The 23,305-nt window shown below is 42.1% G+C and carries 21 protein-coding genes; 15 read left to right on the forward strand and 6 right to left on the reverse strand.

Going from position 1 to position 23,305, the window contains the following annotated elements; all coding sequences use genetic code 11:
* Positions 1-187, forward strand: a 187-nt coding sequence (locus AC1DRQ_RS05680; protein ID WP_477422786.1) for an integrase core domain-containing protein, incomplete at its 5' end; no start/stop codon positions are given.
* Positions 188-421: 234 nt separating this feature from the next.
* On the opposite strand, the gene AC1DRQ_RS05685 is transcribed toward AC1DRQ_RS05680, so the two are convergent.
* A complete protein-coding gene (locus tag AC1DRQ_RS05685) occupies positions 422-1,873 on the reverse strand; it encodes a TlpA family protein disulfide reductase (RefSeq protein WP_477422788.1) in 1,452 nt (483 codons plus the stop codon).
* 140 nt (positions 1,874-2,013) lie between these two features.
* On the opposite strand from AC1DRQ_RS05685, the gene AC1DRQ_RS05690 reads away from it, so the two are divergent.
* The 9 genes from AC1DRQ_RS05690 (at position 2,014) to AC1DRQ_RS05730 (ending at position 11,586) form a co-directional block, all read left to right on the forward strand.
* Positions 2,014-2,859, forward strand: a complete 846-nt coding sequence (locus AC1DRQ_RS05690) for a dienelactone hydrolase family protein (protein ID WP_477422790.1) — start codon at positions 2,014-2,016, stop codon at positions 2,857-2,859.
* 79 nt (positions 2,860-2,938) lie between these two features.
* Positions 2,939-3,913, forward strand: coding sequence for a hypothetical protein (locus tag AC1DRQ_RS05695; RefSeq protein ID WP_477422791.1), 975 nt, complete (start codon positions 2,939-2,941; stop codon positions 3,911-3,913).
* Positions 3,897-5,027 (forward strand): glycosyltransferase family 2 protein, encoded by a 1,131-nt coding sequence (locus tag AC1DRQ_RS05700; RefSeq protein ID WP_477422793.1) that lies wholly within the window; start codon positions 3,897-3,899, stop codon positions 5,025-5,027. The genes AC1DRQ_RS05695 and AC1DRQ_RS05700 overlap by 17 nt, the downstream gene beginning before the upstream one ends.
* 82 nt (positions 5,028-5,109) lie before the next feature.
* A complete protein-coding gene (locus tag AC1DRQ_RS05705) occupies positions 5,110-6,309 on the forward strand; it encodes an ABC transporter permease (protein WP_477422794.1) in 1,200 nt (399 codons plus the stop codon).
* 37 nt (positions 6,310-6,346) lie between these two features.
* Positions 6,347-7,585 carry a PP2C family protein-serine/threonine phosphatase gene (locus AC1DRQ_RS05710; RefSeq protein WP_429399129.1) on the forward strand — a complete coding sequence of 413 codons (1,239 nt, stop codon included), beginning with the start codon at positions 6,347-6,349 and terminating at the stop codon, positions 7,583-7,585.
* A gap of 121 nt (positions 7,586-7,706) precedes the next feature.
* Positions 7,707-8,303: a ribonuclease HII gene (locus tag AC1DRQ_RS05715; RefSeq protein ID WP_429399128.1), complete on the forward strand. Its 597-nt coding sequence runs from the start codon at positions 7,707-7,709 to the stop codon at positions 8,301-8,303.
* Between the two features lie 56 nt (positions 8,304-8,359).
* Positions 8,360-9,559 (forward strand): glycosyltransferase family 4 protein, encoded by a 1,200-nt coding sequence (locus AC1DRQ_RS05720; RefSeq protein WP_477422797.1) that lies wholly within the window; start codon positions 8,360-8,362, stop codon positions 9,557-9,559.
* 136 nt (positions 9,560-9,695) lie between these two features.
* Positions 9,696-10,778 carry a glycine cleavage system aminomethyltransferase GcvT gene (gene gcvT / locus AC1DRQ_RS05725; protein WP_477422798.1) on the forward strand — a complete coding sequence of 361 codons (1,083 nt, stop codon included), beginning with the start codon at positions 9,696-9,698 and terminating at the stop codon, positions 10,776-10,778.
* 67 nt (positions 10,779-10,845) lie between these two features.
* Positions 10,846-11,586 carry a 2-phosphosulfolactate phosphatase gene (locus AC1DRQ_RS05730; RefSeq protein ID WP_477422799.1) on the forward strand — a complete coding sequence of 247 codons (741 nt, stop codon included), beginning with the start codon at positions 10,846-10,848 and terminating at the stop codon, positions 11,584-11,586.
* A gap of 156 nt (positions 11,587-11,742) precedes the next feature.
* On the opposite strand, the gene AC1DRQ_RS05735 is transcribed toward AC1DRQ_RS05730, so the two are convergent.
* From AC1DRQ_RS05735 to dtd, 4 genes are all read right to left on the reverse strand, one after another.
* A complete protein-coding gene (locus AC1DRQ_RS05735; protein ID WP_477422801.1) occupies positions 11,743-12,639 on the reverse strand; it encodes a DUF4349 domain-containing protein in 897 nt (298 codons plus the stop codon).
* A 122-nt stretch (positions 12,640-12,761) separates the two neighbouring features.
* Positions 12,762-13,088 (reverse strand): nucleotide pyrophosphohydrolase, encoded by a 327-nt coding sequence (locus AC1DRQ_RS05740; protein WP_076371234.1) that lies wholly within the window; start codon positions 13,086-13,088, stop codon positions 12,762-12,764.
* 82 nt (positions 13,089-13,170) lie between these two features.
* The gene (locus AC1DRQ_RS05745) at positions 13,171-13,545 is read right to left on the reverse strand and encodes a GxxExxY protein (protein ID WP_477422803.1); all 375 of its coding nucleotides are present in this window, start codon (positions 13,543-13,545) and stop codon (positions 13,171-13,173) included.
* 43 nt (positions 13,546-13,588) lie between these two features.
* Positions 13,589-14,041 carry a D-aminoacyl-tRNA deacylase gene (gene dtd, locus AC1DRQ_RS05750; protein ID WP_477422804.1) on the reverse strand — a complete coding sequence of 151 codons (453 nt, stop codon included), beginning with the start codon at positions 14,039-14,041 and terminating at the stop codon, positions 13,589-13,591.
* A 173-nt stretch (positions 14,042-14,214) separates the two neighbouring features.
* Between dtd and AC1DRQ_RS05755 the strand changes: the two genes are divergently transcribed.
* Together AC1DRQ_RS05755 and AC1DRQ_RS05760 are read left to right on the forward strand one after the other, a co-directional pair.
* Positions 14,215-15,453 carry a cystathionine gamma-synthase family protein gene (locus tag AC1DRQ_RS05755; RefSeq protein ID WP_429399121.1) on the forward strand — a complete coding sequence of 413 codons (1,239 nt, stop codon included), beginning with the start codon at positions 14,215-14,217 and terminating at the stop codon, positions 15,451-15,453.
* Positions 15,454-15,537: 84 nt separating this feature from the next.
* Entirely contained in the window at positions 15,538-16,731 is a 1,194-nt protein-coding gene (locus AC1DRQ_RS05760; protein ID WP_477422806.1) for a serine hydrolase domain-containing protein, read from the forward strand.
* A 127-nt stretch (positions 16,732-16,858) separates the two neighbouring features.
* On the opposite strand, the gene rsgA is transcribed toward AC1DRQ_RS05760, so the two are convergent.
* On the reverse strand, positions 16,859-17,779 hold the full coding sequence (gene rsgA / locus AC1DRQ_RS05765) for a ribosome small subunit-dependent GTPase A (protein ID WP_477422807.1): 921 nt from the start codon (positions 17,777-17,779) through the stop codon (positions 16,859-16,861).
* A gap of 362 nt (positions 17,780-18,141) precedes the next feature.
* Here rsgA and thrA point away from each other — a divergent pair, with 362 nt between their 5' ends.
* The 3 genes from thrA (at position 18,142) to thrC (ending at position 23,275) form a co-directional block, all read left to right on the forward strand.
* Complete coding sequence (gene thrA / locus AC1DRQ_RS05770) at positions 18,142-20,592, forward strand: bifunctional aspartate kinase/homoserine dehydrogenase I (protein WP_477422809.1); 2,451 nt, start codon at positions 18,142-18,144, stop codon at positions 20,590-20,592.
* A 98-nt stretch (positions 20,593-20,690) separates the two neighbouring features.
* Positions 20,691-21,698, forward strand: coding sequence for a homoserine kinase (locus AC1DRQ_RS05775; RefSeq protein ID WP_429399117.1), 1,008 nt, complete (start codon positions 20,691-20,693; stop codon positions 21,696-21,698).
* 266 nt (positions 21,699-21,964) lie between these two features.
* Positions 21,965-23,275 carry a threonine synthase gene (thrC, locus tag AC1DRQ_RS05780; RefSeq protein WP_477422810.1) on the forward strand — a complete coding sequence of 437 codons (1,311 nt, stop codon included), beginning with the start codon at positions 21,965-21,967 and terminating at the stop codon, positions 23,273-23,275.
* Positions 23,276-23,305 lie beyond the last annotated feature (30 nt).

Below are 23,305 nucleotides of genomic sequence, written 5' to 3' on the forward strand. Positions count from 1 at the left end.
CGGTAAAGTAGAGCGCTTCTGGCGTACGCTTAAGGAAGACCTGATCGAGGACACTGATTTCGACAGCCTCGAAGAACTTGAAGACGAACTCCTGCAATACCTGGTCTACTATAACTGGGAAAGACCTCACCAAGGTATTGGTGGAAAAAGACCTATTGATATGATCACCTTAAACAACACAAAATAAACCTGCTACCTTGTCATCGAATTACTAAACCCTTACAATTGCGAGCGTAGCGAAGGACCTATTCTATTTTCAAGGTGTAAAGGCCTGTCAGTCTGAGCTTGTCGAAGACTTGTGCGGAGAGGCCTTTGCCCGCTATGCTTCGACAAGCTCAGCATGACAGCCTTTTTTAACAACGTCATTTCCCCTTCAGAATCCCCGGATTTTATTACTCAGGGTGACAAATCAGGGTTTATGCTACTGCAGCAGCTTATCCATTTTAGGATACAGGGTGCCATCGCCCGGTCCGGGGCTATTATTATCAGCAATTTTACCGGCCGGATCAACGAGGTAATAATGAGGTATACCGTTTACACCGTAAGCGGCAACCATCGGGTTTTTTACCCATCCTTCAGCAATCAGATTAACACCATGAAGGTTTAATTCCTTGAGCTTTGCTTTCCATCCCTTTTCATCACTATCCACACAAATGTTTATAAATACAATGTTTTTGTCTTTATATTTTTCATGCAGTGCTGGTACATTATTTTTAATATCATAAATACATGGTCCGCAGCCCACACCCCAAAAATCAATATATAGGGTTTTGCCTTTAAAACTGGTCAGCGAAACCATTTGCCCCGCCTCGTTCTTCAGCTTAAATGCCGGCGCCGGCGATCCCGGCTTTAGGCGCTGCACATTTGCATAAAACTTTTTTAAAGTATCAGCATAATAAGGCGTTTCTACTTTGGTGATAAAATCTTTATATACAGCGCTGGTTTCATCAAATGAGTAATGGGCAAAACTAAACATGATTGATTTGGTAATAAACCAATCCCTGATTTCTGTAATATGAAAATTGATTAATCCGATATAATAATCCTGCCAGCTGTATGAAGAGTTTAAGATTTTAGTATTGTTATTCATTGGGCTCCAGGAAGATATAGGGTTTGCAAACCTCACGTAATCAAAAATAAATTCCCGGTATACAGAGCTTGATCTGTAATTAAGCTCCGATTCTGTTTGATAAGCCTTTTTATCTTTCAAAATGGAAATCATATCACTGTTTGCTGACGGATGCAGCAATGCTAATTCATAAGCCGGCAATAAGCGGCGAGCTCTTAATAGCCCGGTATACTTAAAATATATATCCACAGCCATCTTTTCTGTGTTGATATAAACACCCTCTTTCAGCAGCGTTTCAATTTCCTGGTTATACAGGGCATTAATTTTCGAAAATATTTCTGCATCAGCCATCCTGGGGACGCTATACAACGATTGATTTAATTTAGAAAACTCATCGATGTAAAGTTTGGAGAGCATGATCTGGGTTTGAATGTCATGGTTCCTGTCGCCTTTTGAAGCTTTAATGGTTAATGACTTTTCTACATCGTTTGCATCCCAGTTAATGTCGAGGGTGTCATTGTTTTTAAAAAAGAGCGGTATCCCCCAATTTCCAATTCTCAAAAAGGCATCTTCGTAGTACCCCGTAATAGGGAGCTTTTTTGAAAAATCTCCATTTTTATCAACCAATACCGAAATGGTTGAAAACTTCAGATACTCTTCTGTTGAAAGGTCCCAGGTGCTAATATTGTTGTTTTTAATGTGACCCTTAAGCACAACAAAGCCGCCGTCGGTATTTACGTTAGCATTTTGTGCGGCCAGATTTAGTGAAATTGATGTAAAGAGCAGAATTAGTAAGTATTTCATGATAAGGCAGGTTATTGAATAATACATCGGAATAAACAGTTTTATAAATTTAATTTTACAAAACCACAACGCTAATTATTTTATTAACGTAATGATGATGTATCCATTAATTCCAAAAACTAAAGTTAAAAAAATCAACCATGAAAAAACTTATTCTTTTCACACTATTTATCTGTCTTAGTGCTTTTGCTTTTGGTCAGCGCAAGGTAGTTTGCTGCAGTAAACCGTCGGCAACAAGGCAATTTGCCATGCTGGCATCCAGTCCTACATTTCGTATGGCGCATAAAAATCCGCTGCCTGTACGTTTTCAAAGTGCCGTTGGTACTTCTATAACCTATAAAACTGCCGATGGCAAGGAGTCAACAGCCTGGCTGCTTAAAGCTAAAAAAGCAACCAATAACTACATCCTGGTCATACATGAATGGTGGGGACTAAATGATTTTGTAAAGCGGGAATCAGAAAAAATATATAACGATCTGGGCAATGTAAATATAATTGACCTTGACCTTTATGATGGTAAAGTAGCTACTACCCGTGAGGATGCCGGCAAATTTATGCAGGCAGTAAGTGAAGACCGAGCAAAAGCCATTATAAACGGTGCAATTGCTTATACCGGCGCTAATGCACATATTGCCACTATTGGCTGGTGCTTTGGTGGTGGCTGGAGTTTGCAAACCAGCATACTGGCCGGTAAAAAAGCGGTTGGCTGCGTAATGTATTATGGCATGCCCGAGCAGGATGTTAACCGCTTAAAAACATTAAATGCTGATGTGTTAGGAAATTTTGCCAATAAAGATCAGTGGATAAACCCAAAGGTTGTTGCCAAGTTTGATGCTGATATGAAAAAGGCCGGTAAAAAAGTTTACCTGCATCAATATGATGCAGATCACGGTTTTGCCAACCCAAGCAACCCTATTTATGACAGCAATGCAACCAAAGATGCTTACGCCAACACAATTACTTTTTTAAAAGCACGTTTAAAATAAACAAAACGCATTTATGTTATGTTATACCGGGCAGATTAATCCCTGCCCGGTTTTTTTGTAACATTGCATAAAATTTACTTTGACTACTTCTACCAAAAAAATAATCTCTGTATCGCTCAAAGCCGCCGTATTGGTAATGGCTGCATGGTATATATATCACCAGTTCTACAAAAAAAACAACGATTTTAAGCAGTTTGAAGCTTTAACAAGCAAAATAAATACCACACATGTGTTAATAACCATGGGTATCGTAGTGTTATTGATGGTAGTTAACTGGTTGTTGGAGGCATTTAAATGGCGTTATCTGACCAAAACGCTGGTTAATATTACCTTGTGGGAATCTATCGAGGCTGTTTTTTGCGGTCTTACCTGGGCTATTTCAACGCCCAACCGGGTTGGGGAATATGGCGGGCGGGTAATGTTTTTGCCAAACCGAAAGCGCATTCATGGGGTGTTTGCTATGGCAGTAGGTGCCTTTGGCCAAATCATTATGACAAATCTTTTAGGGTTAATTGCTATAATTTGGTTTGTTGATGTCTACATTCCGGTAAGTACATGGTTGTTTGGTCTCATCATCCTGATATGTGCCCTTACTTTAGCCGTATTGCTGATATTTTTCTTCCATATTAAATGGCTGGTGAATTTGCTCGACAGGATTGGTTTCCTGAAAAAATATCACAAGTTTTTTGAAATTATGGGCCGCTATAAAACCAATGAACTGATGCGCGTGCTTGGTTTTAGCATGGCCCGCTATGTTACATTTACGGTTCAGTATTGCATTGTATTCCACCTGCTTATCCCGCAGTTCGCATTTTTTCCGATGGTGATGATGTTGTTTGTGTATTTCTTTATTACATCGGCAGTGCCTTCACTTGATCTGCTTGATGTGGGTGTACGCAGTTTTACCGCCTCACATTTATTCGCTTATGTAACCGATCAAAAAATAGCTGTTATAGCCGGTGTGTCATCAATATGGCTCATTAATTTAATTATTCCAGCTATTTTAGGATCTTTATTCGTTTTTAAACTCAAATTCTTTGATCGCACTGCATAGTTTTATTTCGCTATTTTTAACAGGTATTTATCTACTATTATTAATTTACCTGATACGCGGATGGGCCAACGTAAAAGTTACCACCCCTAAAATTACCTCCTTCCAAACAAAGGTTACCGTATTGATAGCCGCCCGCAATGAGGAAGAAAGGATCAGTTTAACCATTGATGATGTTTTGGCACAGGATTACCCCAAACACCTGCTGGAAGTGATCATTGTTGACGATCATTCTACCGATAATACCGCTGCCATCATTAGCAGTTATGCAAACCAGGGGATAAAGCTGCTACAACTGAATGAAGCGCGAGCGCTAAACTCCTATAAGAAAAAGGCCATTGCCGAAGCAATTAAGTTATCAACCGGCGAACTGATGGTAGCTACTGATGCTGATTGCCGTATGGGGCCGGCATGGTTATCATCTATTGTGGGGTATTATGAAACAAATAACCTGGTTATGATATCATCGCCGGTAACTTATTTTGAAGAGCGGTCAATATTTGAGCTGATGCAAACCCTGGAGTTTGGTTATTTGATAGGCATTGGGGCGGCATTTATTGGTAACGGCAGGGCATCAACCTGCAACGGGGCAAATTTTGCTTATCGTAAAGATGTATTTTATGAGGTTGGGGGCTTTAAGGGTATTGATGATCTGGCATCGGGCGATGATGAATTGTTGTTGCAAAAGGTTGCGGAGCGCTATCCGGGTAAAATTGGCTTTTTAAAGCAAACCGAAGCTATAGTTTATACCCATGCCAAGCACACGTTGCGGGAGTTTATGCAGCAAAGGAGGCGCTGGGCATCAAAATCAACAAAATATAAAGATAAAAAAGTAGTGGCCTTTGGAATATGCATCTGGCTGTTTAATATTTCGTTACTGGTAAATGCCACTTTGGGCTTTTATGACTTTTACTTTTTTAAACTTTTTTTGGTTCAGTTTTTATTGAAATACTTGTTCGAGATCATTTATTTGCTACCCATAACCGCGTTTTTTAAACGTACCTACCTGGTTAGCCTGCTCATTTTGCTTATACCTCTGCACATTGTATATTTTGTAGTAATTGGCGTAATGGGCAATAATCACAAATACTTGTGGAAGGGCAGGGTGGTGAAATAACAAGTGTTTGTAAAAGATTACCTAACGCCCTTGTAAATTGTGCCTATTTAAGCGATATTTAGCCAAAAAGAACTATTAACTCTTGGCAGAACTCACCCCATCAAAACGCACCTGGTATGCTTTTAAGCGCAATAAAATTGCCATTGGCGGACTTGTTTTCATTATACTTACCCTGCTTATAGCTATATTGGGTTATTTAATAATGCCCGACCAATCTCCTCATGCCAATAACATGACCATACAGCTGAGCATTAAAAAGCCCGGGACCTCATTTATGATGCTGCACATTAGGAAAAGTGAACCGGTTGATACGGTCGGATTTTTCGAAAAAATGCTTTTTGGCCAACCTTCCTTTTACCGCGACATCCCCATCACAGGGTATCATTTTGCACAGGACTCTATTTATGTGAATGAATATATTGGCGACGAAGACAAGCCCGAAAAAAAAGGCTATAATATTTTTGAAGTGGTGAACGGGGTTAAGCCACGCTATCATTACGGTTCAGTTTTATTAAACCCCGGAATTTCGATCAATAAAAGCAACGAAATATACCAGCGCTTTACCAATAAAATTAAAGCTGACCAAATAAGTACCCGAACTTTTTGGCTGGGTACTGATATTTATGGGCGGGATATGCTGAGCCGTTTACTGTTAGGTACCCGGATATCGCTGGCTGTTGGGCTCATGTCGGTTATGATTAGTATGTTGCTTGGGGTAAGCATTGGTGCCATTGCCGGATACTTTGGCGGCTGGATTGATGCCTGTTTAAGCTGGTTAATGAACATATTATGGTCATTGCCCGCACTGTTGCTGGTTATAGCCATATCATTTGCATTGGGTAAGGGTTTATGGCAAATATTTATTGCCGTGGGCTTATCCATGTGGGTTGAGGTGGCGCGTTTGGTACGCGGACAGGTAATGAGTCTGAAGCAGGTTGAATATATTGAAGCCGCCAGGGCGCTGGGCTTCAATAATACGCGCATCATCACCCGGCATATTTTACCTAATATTACAGGACCTATATTGGTACTGGCATCCTCCAATTTTGCATCGGCGATATTGCTGGAAGCGGGGCTTAGCTTTTTAGGGTTTGGGGCGCAGCCGCCCATGCCAACCTGGGGCGGTATGATCAAAGAACATTATGGTTATATTGTCATGAACTCGGCGTACCTTGCCATTATTCCGGGATTGGCCATTATGTTACTGGTTTATGCTTTTAACCTGGTTACTGTTGGCCTGCGCGATGCCTTCGATATAAAATCACAAAGTACACGCATTTGAAAATATTTTTTTTACTTTAGTCAGACCACAATAACAAATGCAGTATATAGACGATAGTTCTGGCGAAGACGAATTAATCAGGCTGTTGCTCAAAAGACAGTCGGAATTAAATTCTCTATTGGAGATTACCAGGGCCATTAATAAAAACACCGCCACTCCTATACTGATACAAATGCTCGAAGTGATTCTGCAAAGTTACCTTCAGGTGGGCAAGCTTCGGTTTTTAATTGAAAAAGAAAATAAGTTTGTTTGTATATCTAAATATGGCGGCGATATCGAGTCGGCTGTTTTACTGAACAGGGCCTGTAACAAACTAAATAAGATCAAGTCGCCCATCTCTATATCAGATCATCAGGATCCTTTACTCTCCAAATACAATTATTTTATCCCCATATATCATAAAAGCAAAGCCTTAGCCTACGCCCTCATCGGTGATTTTAATACATCGGGCGAAATGCTTAACAACGATCTGAACTTTATACAAACGCTGATGAATGTGATCATTGTGGCGTTGGAGAATAAAAAGCTATTTCGCGAACGCTTACAATCAGAACGTTTTCAACGCGAAATGGAGCTGGCCGTTGAGGTGCAAAATATGCTGATCCCCTTAAGAATGCATAAGGATGACAGTGTAGAGATAGGGGCAAAATATCTGCCGCATCAAAATATTGGCGGTGATTATTTTGATTTTATACGGCTTAATGAAAATGAGTTTTTATGGTGTATTGCCGATGTATCGGGCAAAGGGATATCGGCCGCTTTACTCATGGCAAACTTTCAGGCCAGCTTGCATGCCTGGGCCGCGGTTGAGGATGACCTGACCAACATTATTGACCGTTTGAATAAAATAGTACTGAGCAATACCAAAGGCGAAAGATTTATAACCTTGTTCCTGGCCCGTTATAACGAAAAGAAACGCAAGCTTAATTATATTAATGCGGGGCATAACCCTACCATTTTGTATGCCAACGGCGAAGCTATCCCGCTTAAACTGGGCACCACCATGATAGGTGTTTTTGAAGATCTGCCATTTTTAAACGAGGGCGAAATAGATATGGAACCAGGAAGCCTGATACTTAATTATACCGATGGGCTGATGGACTTTGAATCGACAAGTACAAAGGTGTGGAACGAAGATAAGTTGCTTGATTTTGTAAAAGCAAATGGCCACCTATCGCCAGATAACTTTAATGAAGCGCTTTTAGAGCATTTGAACCACGTGTTTAAAAGCAAACCCATTGACGATATTACCCTGCTCACTTTAAGGATATTTTAATATAGTATCAAGTAGCGAGTATCAAGTATCAAGACGGTTTCATTTTTTTATCCCCCTTTAAAAATCTTGATACTTGATACTCGCTACTTGATACTTTCCTGTATTTCTTATATTTGMCCATATGTTATCAGCGAGGTATCAGCATGAATTTATTGAGGCGGGATGTGATGAAGCCGGACGCGGTTGCCTTGCCGGACCTGTTTTTGCAGCTGCAGTAATACTCCCTCATGATTTTGACCACCATTTGCTTAATGACTCTAAACAGGTAACCGAAGAACTACGGTATCAGTTGCGTATCGAGATAGAACAAAAGGCTGTTGCCTATGCCGTAGCATCTGTTGATAATCTGGAGATTGATGAGATCAATATTTTGAATGCCTCGTTCCTGGCCATGCACCGGGCTATAGCAAAGCTTAACCTAACACCGCAGTTTTTAATTATTGATGGTAACCGCTTTAATAAGTACCCCAATATTCCGCATGAATGTATTATTCAGGGCGATGGCAAATATTTCAGCATAGCAGCAGCATCTATACTGGCCAAAACCTATCGGGATGATTACATGCTGCAGATTGCAGCCGAGCACCCGGAGTATGACTGGCATACCAATAAAGGCTATCCAACTATTAAACACCGTGAAACGGTTTTAAAAATGGGTTTTACGCCATATCACCGTAAAACTTTCAGAGTAACAGACCCTCAGCTAAGTATTTTTTAAAGATACTTTGATTACGGCTTTCTGGTTGGTATTTTTGCACCCAAACCAAGCAACCATTGAAAATTCTTATTTTAACCCACCGAGTGCCATTTCCGCAGAATGGAGGCTACGCCATTGTGGTATATAATACCATAAAAGGATTGGTTGCGCTTGGACATGAGGTATCATTGGCGGCACTTAATGCCAAAAAATATAATGGCAGCATACAGGAAACCACTGATGATCTGATTGCCAAAATAAATTATACATCTTATAATATTGATATCAGCATATCGATGTTTGATGCACTGGCAAACCTGTTCAACAAAAAAACAAATGATATTGACCGGTATTATGACGCGGAGTTTGAAAAACTACTGATACGCGAATTACGGCAAACCACTTATGATGTTATCCAGTTTGAGGGTTTGTTTGTAACGCCTTATTTAACAGCTATACGCAAACATTCAAAAGCCAAGCTGGTTTATCGCTCCCATAATATTGAGCACCAGGTATGGCAAAGGCTGGCACAACAAAAAAGTGATTTGTTTAAAAAATGGTACCTGCGCTTGCTGGCCAGGCGTGTAAAGGATTATGAACTGCAGCAGCTCAATAAGGTTGATGCTATAGCGGCTTTTACTATTGAAGATAAAAACACGATCCTGTCATACGGTACCAGCATCCCTGTAGAAATATTTCCGGTAGGTATTGATCTTACTCAGTATAAACCAGATTTTAGTAAAACAGAGTTTCCGAGCTTGTTTTTCCTGGGTTCGCTGGATTGGCTGCCCAATCGTGAGGGCATTGAGTGGTTTATTGATAATTTTCATAAAGACCTTACCGATGGAGACCTACGGGTAAAGTTTTACGTTGCCGGCCATAACATTCCCGAGCGGTTTGATGATTACGAGGTGATGGGCAAAATATTTATTCAGGGCGAGGTTGATGATGCTTTTGAATTTGTAAACAGCAAGGCCATCATGATCGTTCCGCTTTTATCGGGCGGTGGTATGCGTGTAAAAATAGTTGAAGGTATGGCCATGCAAAAATGTATCATATCAACATCGCTTGGGGCCGAGGGTATAAATTTTGAAAACGGTACTAATATCATCATCGCCAATAACCAGGAAGAGTTTTATGATGCCATTGTGCGCTGTATTACTGATGAAGAGCATTGCAGGAATATTGGTTTAAATGCACGAAAACTGGTTGAGAAACACCACGATGTAAATAATGTAGCCCTTAGCCTGGTGGAGTTTTATACCAGACTTACATAACCGGCTCACCAGTTTTGTTAATCCCTCAAAATTCCGGTCAGAATAATTACTTTTGCGCCAATATAAGTTGATGATGAAACCATCATGAGCTACCGCTTATGATAGCTTCATCTCCGTTAAAAAACAAATTATTTTGATGAAAAACACGGCCTTAACCGATATACATATTAAAACAGGCGCCAAAATGGTGCCGTTTGCCGGCTATAATATGCCCGTACAATACGCAGGGATAAATGCAGAACACGAAACCGTACGTAAAGCAGTTGGTGTTTTTGATGTAAGCCACATGGGCGAATTTATTTTAAAAGGCGACCATGCCCTTGACCTGATCCAAAAGGTTACCAGCAATGATGCTTCAAAGCTGTATGATGGTAAGGTGCAATACTCCTGCCTGCCAAATGAGGATGGCGGTATTGTTGACGATCTGTTGGTTTATCGTATTGACGAAAAAACCTATATGCTGGTGGTTAACGCATCAAATATTGATAAAGACTGGAACTGGATAGCAAAATACAATACCTGGGGTGTTGATATGAAAAACATATCAGACCGTACCTCGTTACTGGCCATACAGGGGCCAAAGGCGGCCGAAGCTCTGCAAAGCTTAACCGATGTTGACCTGGTATCAATGGAATATTACACGTTCAATAAAGGGAAATTTGCCGGTGTTGATAATGTGCTGATCTCGGCAACAGGTTATACCGGTGCCGGTGGTTTCGAGATATATTTTGAAAACCAACATGCCGAACACATTTGGGATGCCATTTTTAAAGCCGGTGAATCGTTTGGCATAAAACCAATTGGCTTAGGCGCCCGCGATACCCTACGCCTTGAAATGGGTTTTTGCCTGTACGGTAACGATATAGACGACACTACTTCGCCGCTGGAGGCTGGTTTAGGCTGGGTAACCAAATTCAACAAGGACTTTACCAATTCTGACGCTTTGCAGGCCCAGAAACAAGTTGGTGTAAACCGCAAGCTGGTAGGTTTTGAAATGATTGATCGCGGCATTCCGCGTCATGATTACCCCATTGTTGATGCAGATGGTAATGATATTGGAAAAGTAACTTCAGGAACACAGTCATACTCTTTACAAAAGGCCATTGGCCTGGGTTATGTAAAAAATGAGTTTGCCAAAGAAGGCGCCGAAATTTACATCAGCATTAGGGATAATAAAGTAAAGGCCAGGGTTGTGAAGCCACCTTTTTATAAAGTCTAAGCCCCCCTAACCCCCTGAAGGGGGAACTATAAACAATAGTTTATTCTTCTTTTTGTTATTTAAAAATATGTCTAAAAATATCGAACAACAAGTCGGCCGGGCGGCTCATGTTTGCCTAACCCCTGCGTTGATACCACTGTACAAGGTGGAAGAATACATTGTAGTGATCATTGATATTTTCAGGGCAACATCATCTATATGTTATGGTATTGAAAACGGTGCGGAGGCTATTATCCCGGTATCACAGGTTGAGGAGTGTTCCGCGTATAGAGAGAAAGGGCTGGATTACCTTTTGGCAGCGGAGCGCGACGGAAAAGTAGTGGATGGGTTTGATTTTGGCAATTCGCCATTTTCATACACTGCCGAAAAAGTTGCCGGCAAAACCGTGGTGCTTACTACCACCAACGGCACTCACGCGCTGCATTTATCGCGCAGCGCAAAAAAAATTGTTATCGGATCGTTTTTAAACCTTACAGCTTTGAGTGCCTGGTTAAAAACACAGCATGAAAACATACTGCTGGTATGCGCCGGCTGGAAAAACAACTTTAATCTGGAAGATACTCTGTTTGCTGGCGCCGTTATTGAGCAGCTAAAAGCAGAAGGTTTTGAGTTGGATGATGCCGCCATTGCTGCCAATGATCTTTTTCAGCTGGGTAAAGGTGATATTGATGAGTACCTCAAAAAAACATCGCACGGCGAGCGAATGAAAAAATTAGGTATTGAGAAAGATATAACTTTTTGTCTGCAGGTTGATATCACAACCGCAATCCCCGTTTTACAGGGAGAGCGGCTGGTGAAGCTGGTTTAGGTAAGGTTCTTTAAAGAATAATCACATTATTGTGAGGAACGAAGCAATCTCTAAACAGGCAAGTCGGGTATGCAGGGTCTAAACTGTTCTATTCGCCCTGTATAGCATAGAGATTGCTTCGTACCTCGCAATGACGTACTGAAGTAATGGACGTAATTACTCCACCTTTTTCACTCTTCTTGTTCTTCTCCACTTTTTAAACAGCCAATAGGCTACCAGCATCATAATAATAACCGGCCATATCGTGATCACACCAAAAAACAAGCTTTGTAAAATGTTCCAGCCATTGGCCAGGGCGGTTTTAAGTTTATAACCCAAGCCGGTACCCTTATCTGCTTTTTCTACATGTTGGGTGTAAAAAGTAATCTCCAGCGAACTGTAGGCAACTTGTTTGTTCAGGTAATTTAATTGTCCCTGTGTCGATTCAATATCACTGCGGATCTCGGTAAGTTTATTTTCAATTTCCAGCAGGTCCGAGATCTTTGTCCCTCTTTTCAGCAATTCGAGATACCGGTTTTCCAGGATCTTTTTATTATCAAGCCTTGTTTTTATGTCGATATACCGGGTGGTAACATCTGTGACAGATATGTTTTTGCTATCAATCTTATCTGCTGATGCTGAAACAGAATCAACCAAAAAATCAAAGTATTTAGCCGGGATGCTTATTTTTAAATTATACTCTTTTCGGTTAGCATCGCTATTGGTCGATTGGTTATCCTCGTCAACATAACCGCCATATTTTTTGAGCGATTGCAGGATCCTTTTGCGGGTGGCATTAATGTTAGCGGTTTCAAACTCAATAGAGCCGTTTTTGATGATCTTTTTTGTCGTGTCACGTACCTGGTTAGCATTATTAGTATAACCATTTCCCTCCGCCTTATCAGCTACAGCATAACTCTGCGATGGAGGTGCTTCTATTACCTCATTATCTGGCTTTACAATAGGTGGTGAGAACTTGACCTGTTCAACTTTGTTATTATTTTGTTCAGTGTTTTTGTTTCCGCAAGCCGAAAAGGTCAGCAACAAAGTAAAGGGGATAAGATAAGCTTTCATAATAAGGCATATTAGTTATACTGTATAAACGAATGTTGCCTTATTAAATTGTGTTTATTTTAAATTGTACAGAATTATATTTTGTTAAATTGTTTTATTTAAAATATAATTTCAATAAAGCATCATTTCAGTTTCTCATTATTCCGGTGCCGGTCGGCATCACGGATGCTTTTCTTTTCCATATTTTTCTCCAGCGCATCTGTAAGGTCAATTCCGGTTTGGTTAGCCAGGCATATCAGTACAAACAATACATCCGCCATTTCATCGGCCAGGTTAACCTCGGTATCTGATTTTTTAAATGATTGCTCGCCATATTGCCTCGCCATTATGCGGGCCACCTCACCCACCTCTTCCATCAAAATGGCCGTATTGGTGAGTTCGTTAAAATACCTGATACCCATGGTTTTTATCCACTTATCTACAAGATGCTGCGCTTCTTTAATTTCCATAATTATTTAAAAGAATTTGCACTAATTACACGAATTTTATCGAATTACACTAATTAATGCCGTGTAACTAATAGCTGATTGTTTAAAAGATTACTCTTTGGTGGTTTAGTGATGGGGCTCCAAAGTTTATTACCATCCCCAAACGTAAGCCCGATGCTTTCAGATAATTTAAAGTTTGTTTGATATAAGGTTCACCAATATAACTGCCAATTTTTATTTCGAGTATAATAGTATCATATATTACAAAGTCGGCTATGAAAAAATGCTTTAATTTCTGGTCTTTGTAAATAATGGAGAAAGGCTTTTCCCTAACAAAGGGAATTTCTAACTTGATAAACTCAAGCTCCAATGCATCTTTATAAACGGCTTCCTTGAACCCGTGCCCTAATATATTATGCACTTCAAAGCAAGCCCCGATTATTTTATAAGACTCCTCTTTAAATAATATATTAGCCATAGGAATTAAATTGATTGGTGTGTATTTTTCGTGAAATTCGATATCATTCGCGAGACTTCGTGTCTATTATTATGGTTACTGGCCCATCATTTACCAGACTGATCTTCATATCGGCTCCAAATATTCCGGTAGCCACTTTTTTGTTTGTTAGGCCTTCTAATACTTTTATCATTTGCTCATACATCGGTATGGCCTTATCAGGCTTTGCCGCACGAATGAACGACGGACGGTTACCCTTTTTGGTTTGGGCAAACAGGGTGAACTGTGATATCAGCAGGATATTGCCGTCAACATCGGCCAGTGCTTTGTTCATCAGGTCATTTTCATCGCCAAAAACACGCATGTTAACCATTTTATTGGCCAGCCAGTTTAGGTCGTCATCGGTATCGTCATTTTCAATACCCAATAAAACCAGGAAACCAGTCTTGATTTCGCCGGTTATTTTGCCATCAACCGTGCAGCTTGCTTCCGAAACGCGTTGTAATACAGCCCTCATAAATAATTATTTAAGCACTAATTAACAGGAATAAGGTCGAATTTCACGAATAAAACATGAAATCATTCAGATTCGTGTCAATTCCATCGCATTAGTGAAATTCGTGGCTAAAATTTGTGCCTATTTCATTAAGTTCGCAACCGCTATTATGCTTTTTAATTAATAGGGATAAAATGACAACTAAAAAAGGCTTTACTACCACCATTTTACACTCCGACCGTTTAGGTAAACCAGAACATGGTTCATTACATAAACCCATACATACTTCGGTAACCTATGGGCATGAGGATGTACAGGACCTGGTTGATATTTTTCAGAATAAGAAAAAAGGCTACGCCTACTCACGCCAGGGCAATCCAACCATTACCGCTTTAGAGCAAAAGGTAACGCAGATGGAGAAGGGATTAGCGTCCATTGCTTTTTCAACAGGCATGGCTGCAATTTCGGCTACGGTAATGGCTCTTATAAAGCAAGCTGATCATGTTGTTGCCAGCTCATTTTTATTTGGCAACACCCGCAGTATATTTCAAACTTATATTGACATGGGCTTAAATATCACTTTTGTTGATGCTACCGATGTTGAAAACGTACGTAACGAAATTAAAGAAAATACCAGGATGGTTTTTGTGGAAACCATTGCCAACCCAGCAACCCAGATTGCCGATCTGGAAGCCATAGGCGAGCTTTGCGCGCAAAAGGGCATTATATATATGGTTGATAATACCATGACATCACCCTACCTGTTTAACCCGGTTGATGTAAAGGCAGGCTTGGTAATTAACTCATTAACCAAATATATTGGCGGCCACGGCAATGCGCTGGGCGGCAGCGTTACCGATACCGGCTTAATTAACTGGACGGTATACCCTAACATATTTGAAACCTTTAAAAAACAGGTAAAGCCCGAAACGCTGGGTCTTACTCAAATTCGTAAAAAAGGACTGAGGGATTCAGGTGGTACTTTATCGCCCGAGGCAGCTCATTCTATAGCGGTAGGTGCCGAAACGCTGGCCCTGCGTTTGGAACGCTCTTGCGACAATGCTTTGGCTTTAGCACAGTATTTTGAAGCTCATCCACTCATAAAAAATGTATTTTATCCCGGCGTTAAGAGTCATCCGCAGCATGACAGGGCGGCTAAACTGTTTAAGAAATTTGGCGGATTAATGAGCATCGAGCTTGATGAAAGTGTTGATTGCCTCACTTTTTTAAACAAGCTTAAACTGGTTGTAAAATCAAGTAACCTGGGCGATACCCGTACGCTGGCTATCCCGGTAGCACAAACTATATTTTTTGAGCTGGGTGCCGAAAAGCGCGCCGAAATGGGCATCCCCGAAACCATGATCCGCCTGTCAATAGGTATCGAAGATTTGGATGATCTGATGGAGGATTTTAAGACAGCTTTAGGCGAATAACTGCTATAGGATTTGTAATCCCGGAGGTAAAAAATATTTCTGATCGGGATAGGGGTTGTCACGCATATTATTGTAATATAGTATATGAAAACCAGCAAACCTATCTTGTGCACCATTTTGATTTGCCTTACATGTGCTTTGGCTTTAAATAAGGCCAAAGCACAGGCTAAACCCGATTCCCTTACCAACAAACTGCAACAGGCATTTGCGCAGGATAGCCTCCCCGGCATGTATGTGACCATGACCGATGCCAATAAAGCAACCTACCAGCATGGTTTTGGTTATGCCGATATTGCCAATCATATTCCCTATTCTGCCGGGACCATTCAAAACATTGGCTCAGTAAGTAAAACTTTTATAGCGGTTGCGCTGATGAAGGCTATTGAGTTGAAGTATTTTACTTTAGAAACCGACATTAACGAGATACTGCCTTTTAAAGTAGCTAACCCTAATGACCCGGATGGTAAAATAACTATAAGACAATTAACCGATCACACATCAGGCATTATTGATAACCCGGAGATTTATCATTACAGCTATCGTTTTTACCCGAAGCTACGGGCGTATGACAGCACCTCAGTAATGGTCCTGAATAAGATGGGCTTTGGCGAAAAATTAAAAGACACTACTTTAACTCAATTCTTTTACAATTATTTATCGCCACAAGGCAAATATTACAGTAAAGCTAACTTTGGCCAAGGTCCGGCAGGGGGCATATCATCGTACAGCAATATCGGTTCGGCGCTGGTTGCCTATCTCATCGAGATCAAATCGCACCTCTCCTACGCCAATTTTACAAGAAAATATATCCTGAAGCCATTAAGGATGGATCACTCCAGCTGGCATATTCCTGATATAAATTTAAAAGATCACGCCAAACTGTATCTCGATCAAAAAAGCTGGTTCCCGTTATATGATCTTACTACCTATCCCGATGGCGGATTGAAAACCTCAGCTGCGGATTTAAGCCGGTATCTGATGGCCATTAGCAGTCATGACAAAAAGCTCCTGACCGAAGCATCATACCAGGCTATGTTTACCCCGCAGTTCAGCAAAGAGCATCCGCCGAAAGACATCAACTTAACCTATCGTAACAAAGGAATTTTCTGGAACCTGTACACTAACGGCACCATTGGCCATGACGGCGATGACCCGGGTGTGGGCGCCTATTTGTTTTTTAACAAGGCTACAGGTAAGGGCGGGTTGTTTCTTTGCAATAAATATTTGCCCAATAAACAGGCTATAGTTGATGTACTGGTGCAAGAAGCGGCAAAGTAGAAGCCCTACAGCAACATAAAAAACACCTGTCATGCTGAACGCAGTGAAGCGCCTATTCTGCGATATGCCTACTCAATAATAGATCCTTCGTTCCTCAGGATGACAACTAAAAAAGGGGGAGATGCTGCTACGCTCTCGTATCATTCCCATTATAAATGCTCAAATAGCTTTCATAGCGCGATAGCTCTATTTCACCTTCTTCCAGTGCTTCTAACACGGCGCAGCCAGGTTCGTTAATATGGCGGCAGTTGTTAAAGCGGCACTGGTTCATGCGTGAGCGCATCTCAGGGAAAAAGTGGCTGAGTTCCTGTTTTTCTATATCGATAACACCTAATTCACGGATACCGGGGGTGTCAATAATAAACCCACCTTGTGGCAGTTCAAACATTTCGGCAAAGGTAGTGGTGTGCATACCCTTATCGCTCCACTCAGATACCATGTGTGTGCGCAGATCCAGACTGGGCAACAGGGAATTGATCAGGCTTGATTTACCTACCCCGGAATGGCCCGAGAACAGTGTCACCTTATCTTTCAATAATTCCTGCACCTGATCAATATTAGTTCCCTCCAATGCCGAAACCTCAAAACATGGATAACCAATTTTTTCATATATGGCTTTATAATCGGCCAGTATCTCCAGGCCTTCATCGCTAAACAAATCGAGCTTGTTAAAAATAAGGCGGGCCGGTATATCATAGGCTTCGGCGGTAACCAAAAAGCGGTCGATGAAACCTAAAGAAGTGCGTGGCGAGGCCAAAGTGACTACCAGTAATGCTTGGTCAAGGTTTGCGGCAATGATCTGGGCCTGTTTGCTCAGGTTAATAGCCTTGCGGATAATATAATTTTTACGCTGACGTAAATTGGTGATCACACCATTTTCACTATCCGGCTCCATTTCAAAATCAACCACGTCGCCAACGGCAACAGGGTTGGTGGTGGTGATACCCTTCATCCTAAACTTCCCTTTAATGCGGCAATCTATCCGTTGCCCATCGGGGGTTTGTATCTGGTACCAGCTTCCGGTTGATTTGGTAATGAGTCCGTGCATAAGGAGTGCAATTTAGGAAAGTTAACAGGTATTGAAAAAATAAAACATTTTTAGCTTGCTTATTAGAAAAATATCTATTTACTTTGTCGACATTAAAATATGATACTTAACAACACCATTATTACATCAATTATTACCATCGGCAAAGTTACCGGAGGAAGATAATCGTATGGTGTAAAACATAAAAAGAAACCAAATGAAAGCCTTCCTCCGCAAAGAGGAAGGCTTTTTTGTTTAAATAGCCTCACCCTGCCCTCTCCGAAGGAGAGGGCCCTGGGAATAAATAGTGAAGTCCTCTCCTTTGGAGAGGATTTAGGTGAGGCCAACCGGGGAATATTTAAAATATTGATACTAAACTATAAATGAAAGTTCTAAAATTTGGCGGTACATCGGTAGGATCAGTTGCCAGCATCCAAACCCTTTTAAACATCCTGAGTGATGAGGTTAAAAACGAAGAAAAACCGGTAGTTATACTATCAGCAATGGGTGGAGTAACCAACTTGCTGGCATCAATGGCCGAGGATGCCGCTAACGGCAGTGATTTTACCGCAGCGTTAGCTGAGCTGGAAAAACGCCATTTTGATGTGGTGAAAAACCTGCTCACGGTACAAAATCAAAACCCCGCCTTTACCCGTTTAAAAATTCACTTTAACCAGTTAGAAGAATTATTGCAGGGCGTATTAACCCTAAGGGAACTTACGCCAAAAACACGCGACCAGGTTTTAAGCTACGGCGAGCGCTGCTCAACTATTATGGTGAGCAAAATTGCGGCACAGCATTTTAAAGAGGTGCTTTTTGTTGATGCATCAGAAGTAATAAAAACCGACAGTGCCTTTGGCCAGGCAAAGGTAAATACCGAGTTGTCTGAGCTGTTGATCCGCAACCTTTACGAAGCAAATAAAGGCAAAATGCTGTTTGTAACCGGGTTTATTGCAGGTAACGATGTTGGCCAAACCACTACCCTGGGCCGTGGCGGCAGCGATTATACCGCTGCTATATTTGGTGCTGCGCTTAACGCCAAAGAGATCCAGATATGGACAGATGTTAATGGCATGATGACCGCCGACCCGCGTATGGTGAAAAAGGCATTCTCACTAACTGAGCTTACTTATACCGAAGCTATGGAGCTTTCCTACTTTGGCGCCAAGGTGATCTATCCGCCAACCATGATCCCGGCTTTTCTGAAAAAGATYCCTATCGTGATCAAAAATACTTTTGAGCCGGAGTTTGAGGGCACCGTGATCCGTCACGATTGCAAGGCATCGGCACTGCCTATTAAAGGAATTTCCTCTATCAATAATATCAGCATCCTCAATTTAGAGGGTAGTGGCATGGTGGGTAAATCGGGCTTTAGTGGCCGGTTGTTCTCATTACTGGCCCGTGAGCAGATCAACATCATCCTCATCACACAGTCGTCATCAGAGCACAGCATCACCTTCGCGGTACAGCCACAGGATACTGAAAGAGCTAAGCTGGTGATTGAACAGGAATTTGAACTGGAGCTGCTGGCCAAAAAGCTGGAGCATTTAGTGATCGAAAAAAATCTGGCCATATTAGCCGTTGTAGGCGAAAATATGAAACAAACCCCGGGCATGTCGGGCAAGTTGTTCCATGCACTGGGCCGTAACGGGGTTAATGTGAGGGCTATCGCGCAAGGCTCGTCTGAGTATAATATATCGGTTATTATATCGGCAAATGATCTTTCAAAAGCGTTGAATGCCGTACATGATGCCTTTTTTGTGCAGCTTACCAAAACCCTGCACGCCTTTTGCCTGGGTACCGGCAACATCGGTAAAACATTGTTTAACCAGTTGAAGGCTCACAGCGAATATTTAAAGGATAATAATGGCATACAGGTTAAAATTGCCGGTGTGAGTAATACCCGCAAAATGACTTTTAACAGTGATGGTATTTCTTTAGATACCTGGCAGGATGATCTGCAGGCCTCACCTTATGTGGCCGATCTGCAGGGGTTCATTAACCGGATGAAAGAAATGAACCTGCCTAATTGTGTGTTCATTGATAATACCGCCAGTCCGGTTCCGGTAGGCTTTTATGAGGAAGTTTTTAAAGCCAATATCTCCGTGATCACCTGTAATAAAATTGGTAACTCGGGCAGTTATAAACAGTATAAAACTTTTAGGGATACTGCGCGCAGCCACGGGGTTGATTTCTTTTACGAAACCAACGTAGGTGCCGGTCTGCCGATCATCAATACATTGAAAAACCTGATGAACAGTGGCGACAGGGTGCAACGCATCGAGGCCATTCTGTCGGGAACCATATCGTTCATCTTTAATAACTTTAAAGGCGATGCTAATTTCCATGATGTGGTAAAAGAGGCACAGGAAAAGGGTTATACCGAGCCCGATCCGCGGGATGATTTGAGCGGTAAAGACTTTATGCGTAAAATGCTGATCCTGGCCCGCGATGCAGGTTACCAAATGGAAGAGGCCGACGTGGAGATTGAAAGCGTATTACCCAAAGCCAGTTTAGAAGCTAAATCTGTAGAAGATTTTTATGCAACGCTTAAAACCGAAGATGCTCACTTTGCTAAGCTAAAAGAGCAAGCTGAAAAGGATGGAAAAGTGTTACGCTATATTGGCAAGCTGGAAAATGGAAAAGTGACCATCACACTGCAAATGGTTGATGAAAATCACCCGTTCTACATGCTGTCGGGCAGCGATAACATTATATCGTTCACCACCGACAGGTATAGGGAACGTCCGCTGGTTGTAAAAGGCCCCGGTGCAGGCGCCGAAGTAACCGCCGCCGGTGTATTTGCAGATTTGATAAATTTGGGAGCGAATTAAACCAGGCCCATAAGCCCCCTAACCCCCTAAAGGGGGAACTATAGTTTGATAACCCCCTGACCCCCCAGAAGGGGGAGGAATAATTTGATATTAAAAAAATGGAAGATAATAAAATACAAGAAGTAAAAGCCGCTCCACAGATAGCACCCCCTTTAGGGGGCGGGGGGGGCGTCGGCGCAGGTATTCACGTTTTTGCTCCGGCCACCGTTGCCAATGTGGTTTGCGGTTTTGATGTGCTGGGTTTCGCTGTTAATGAACCGGGCGATGAGGTAATCATGCGCGTTACCAATAAACCAGGCATCACCATCAGTAAAATTACCGGCGATGACGGACGTTTGCCGCTTGACCCTGCAAAAAATACCGTGAGCGTGAGCGTACAGCATTACCTGCAAAGCGTTGGCCGTGCAGATATAGGACTGGATATTGAGCTGCACAAAAAAATGCCTATAGGCAGTGGACTGGGTTCCAGCTCGGCCAGTACAGTTGCGGGCTTGTTCGCCATAAAAACCTTATTGGGCGATGATGCTGACCCTGCCAAACTGTTGCCATTTGCCATGAAAGGCGAGGAAATGGCCTGCGGGCATGGTCATGCGGATAACGTGGCTCCTGCCCTTTTAGGGGGCTTTGTGCTGATACGCAGTTATGAACCACTTGATGTGGTACGCCTGCCGCATCCGGCCGGATTGTATTGCGCCATCGTTTTCCCTGATGTGGATGTGCCAACACGTGAGGCCCGCCAGATCATCCGGAAAAACATACAGATGAAGGATGCCGTGACCCAATGGGGTAATATTGCGGGCTTAGTGAGCGGTTTGTTTATGCAGGATATTGACCTGATAGGCCGCAGCATGAAAGATGTACTGGTTGAGCCGGTGCGCTCCATGTTGATCCCTGATTTTTATAAAATGCGCGAAATGGCCATGAGTATGGGTGCGGTAAGTTTTGGCATATCAGGCTCTGGTCCGTCGGTTTTTGCGTTTACTAAAGACGAAGAAACAGCAAGGCTCATTACTCAAAAACTACAGCAGCATTTAACCGGTCTTAACATTGGTTCAAACACCTATGTGTCTACCATCAATGATGCAGGGCCTAAGGTGATAGGGTAAGTAGCCCAACCCAACCCTCCCCTAAAGGGAGGGGGCTTTAAAAATAAAAAGTAAAAGAAGAGGAGTGTCACCCTGAGCTTGTCGAAGGGCGCGTGTAGAAGCCTGCCCACCGTGCTTCGACAGGCTTAGCATGACAGCCAATTTTGTCATCCTGAGGAACGAAGGATCTAATCGCCGAATAGATGCTTCAATACGTTCGGCATGACAAGTTAAAAAAGTAAAAATTAAATAAATCCGAAATCGAAAATCCGATATCCGAAATCAAAATGAAACTTTACAGTACCAACAATACCTCATTACAAGTATCCTTTAAAGACGCGGTTTTTAACAGTATGCCGCAGGATAAAGGGTTATATATGCCCATCAGCATCCCTCGTTTAGATGCGGATTTTATCAGCAATTTAGATAAATACACCTTGCCCGAGATCGCTTTCCACGTAGCTAAAAACCTATTGGGTGATGCCATGCCCGAAGCTGATCTGAAAGCCTTGATCGATGATGCTATCAACTTCCCGGCTCCTGTTGTAAAATTGGATGAGAACGTTCATGTACTGGAACTTTTCCACGGACCGTCATTGGCATTTAAAGATTTTGGCGCCCGTTTCATGAGCCGGGTAATGAGCTATTTTTTAGAGGATGGCGAAAAACAACTGGACGTGCTGGTAGCCACAAGTGGTGATACTGGCGGCGCGGTGGCCCTGGGCTTTTTAGGTGTACCTAATACCAGGGTAACCATATTATATCCTAAAGGCAAGGTAAGCGGTGTGCAGGAGCAACAGCTCACCACCAACGGACAAAATATCCGCGCGCTGGAAATTGACGGTACTTTTGACGATTGCCAGGCGCTGGTTAAGCAAGCCTTCACCGATGCGGAGCTAAATGAGAAATTCCGTTTAACATCGGCCAACTCTATTAACATTGCGCGTTTGGTGCCGCAAACCTTTTACTATTTTAATGCCTATGCGCAGTTGTTAAGGCAAGGTGTTAAAAAAGTGATCTTCTCGGTTCCGAGTGGAAACTTTGGTAACATTGGTGCTGGTTTACTGGCCTGGAAAATGGGCTTGCCTGTTGAAAAATTTATAGCGGCAACCAATGCTAATGATACTGTTCCTGAGTTTTTAAAAACCGGCGTTTATCAGCCTAAGCCATCTGTGGCCACCCTGTCAAATGCGATGGATGTAGGCAATCCAAGCAACTGGGTGCGCATTGCCGACCTGTTTAAGGAAGATATGGCTAAGCTTAAAGAGCTGGTGGTTGGTTTTAAATACAACGACGAAGAAACTGTAAAAGCCATTAACTGGGTTTTTGATACCTATGGTTATGTAGTTTGCCCGCATACCGCCATAGCCTGGCAAGCCTTAACTGATTATCAGCATGATCATAGCAGTGCAGATACTGCAGGTGTATTTTTATCAACCGCCCATCCATGCAAATTCCCGGATGTTTTTAGTGAGGAGATCAGCGCTAAAATTGAAATACCAGAGGAGGTTAATGCACTGCAGTCAAAAACAAAGCTTTCTGTTCCATTAAGTAAGGATTTTGATACGTTTAAAGATTATTTATTGAATGCTAAATAAGGGTGGTTATATTTATATTTGGTCGGCGAA

Source organism: Mucilaginibacter sp. P4_E8, assembly GCF_056401495.1.

What these genes read in the sequence shown, in the direction of transcription:
- AC1DRQ_RS05740 (WP_076371234.1), bottom strand. Translation starts at nt 13,088, where the DNA reads ATGGAAATTAAAGAAGCGCAGCATCTTGTAGATAAGTGGATAAAAACC.
- AC1DRQ_RS05730 (WP_477422799.1), top strand. Translation starts at nt 10,846, where the DNA reads ATGTCTAAAAATATCGAACAACAAGTCGGCCGGGCGGCTCATGTTTGC.
- thrC (WP_477422810.1), top strand. Translation starts at nt 21,965, where the DNA reads ATGAAACTTTACAGTACCAACAATACCTCATTACAAGTATCCTTTAAA.
- rsgA (WP_477422807.1), bottom strand. Translation starts at nt 17,779, where the DNA reads ATGCACGGACTCATTACCAAATCAACCGGAAGCTGGTACCAGATACAA.
- AC1DRQ_RS05745 (WP_477422803.1), bottom strand. Translation starts at nt 13,545, where the DNA reads ATGGCTAATATATTATTTAAAGAGGAGTCTTATAAAATAATCGGGGCT.
- AC1DRQ_RS05775 (WP_429399117.1), top strand. Translation starts at nt 20,691, where the DNA reads ATGGAAGATAATAAAATACAAGAAGTAAAAGCCGCTCCACAGATAGCA.
- AC1DRQ_RS05715 (WP_429399128.1), top strand. Translation starts at nt 7,707, where the DNA reads ATGTTATCAGCGAGGTATCAGCATGAATTTATTGAGGCGGGATGTGAT.
- gcvT (WP_477422798.1), top strand. Translation starts at nt 9,696, where the DNA reads ATGAAAAACACGGCCTTAACCGATATACATATTAAAACAGGCGCCAAA.
- AC1DRQ_RS05685 (WP_477422788.1), bottom strand. Translation starts at nt 1,873, where the DNA reads ATGAAATACTTACTAATTCTGCTCTTTACATCAATTTCACTAAATCTG.
- AC1DRQ_RS05710 (WP_429399129.1), top strand. Translation starts at nt 6,347, where the DNA reads ATGCAGTATATAGACGATAGTTCTGGCGAAGACGAATTAATCAGGCTG.
- dtd (WP_477422804.1), bottom strand. Translation starts at nt 14,041, where the DNA reads ATGAGGGCTGTATTACAACGCGTTTCGGAAGCAAGCTGCACGGTTGAT.
- AC1DRQ_RS05760 (WP_477422806.1), top strand. Translation starts at nt 15,538, where the DNA reads ATGAAAACCAGCAAACCTATCTTGTGCACCATTTTGATTTGCCTTACA.
- AC1DRQ_RS05755 (WP_429399121.1), top strand. Translation starts at nt 14,215, where the DNA reads ATGACAACTAAAAAAGGCTTTACTACCACCATTTTACACTCCGACCGT.
- AC1DRQ_RS05735 (WP_477422801.1), bottom strand. Translation starts at nt 12,639, where the DNA reads ATGAAAGCTTATCTTATCCCCTTTACTTTGTTGCTGACCTTTTCGGCT.
- AC1DRQ_RS05690 (WP_477422790.1), top strand. Translation starts at nt 2,014, where the DNA reads ATGAAAAAACTTATTCTTTTCACACTATTTATCTGTCTTAGTGCTTTT.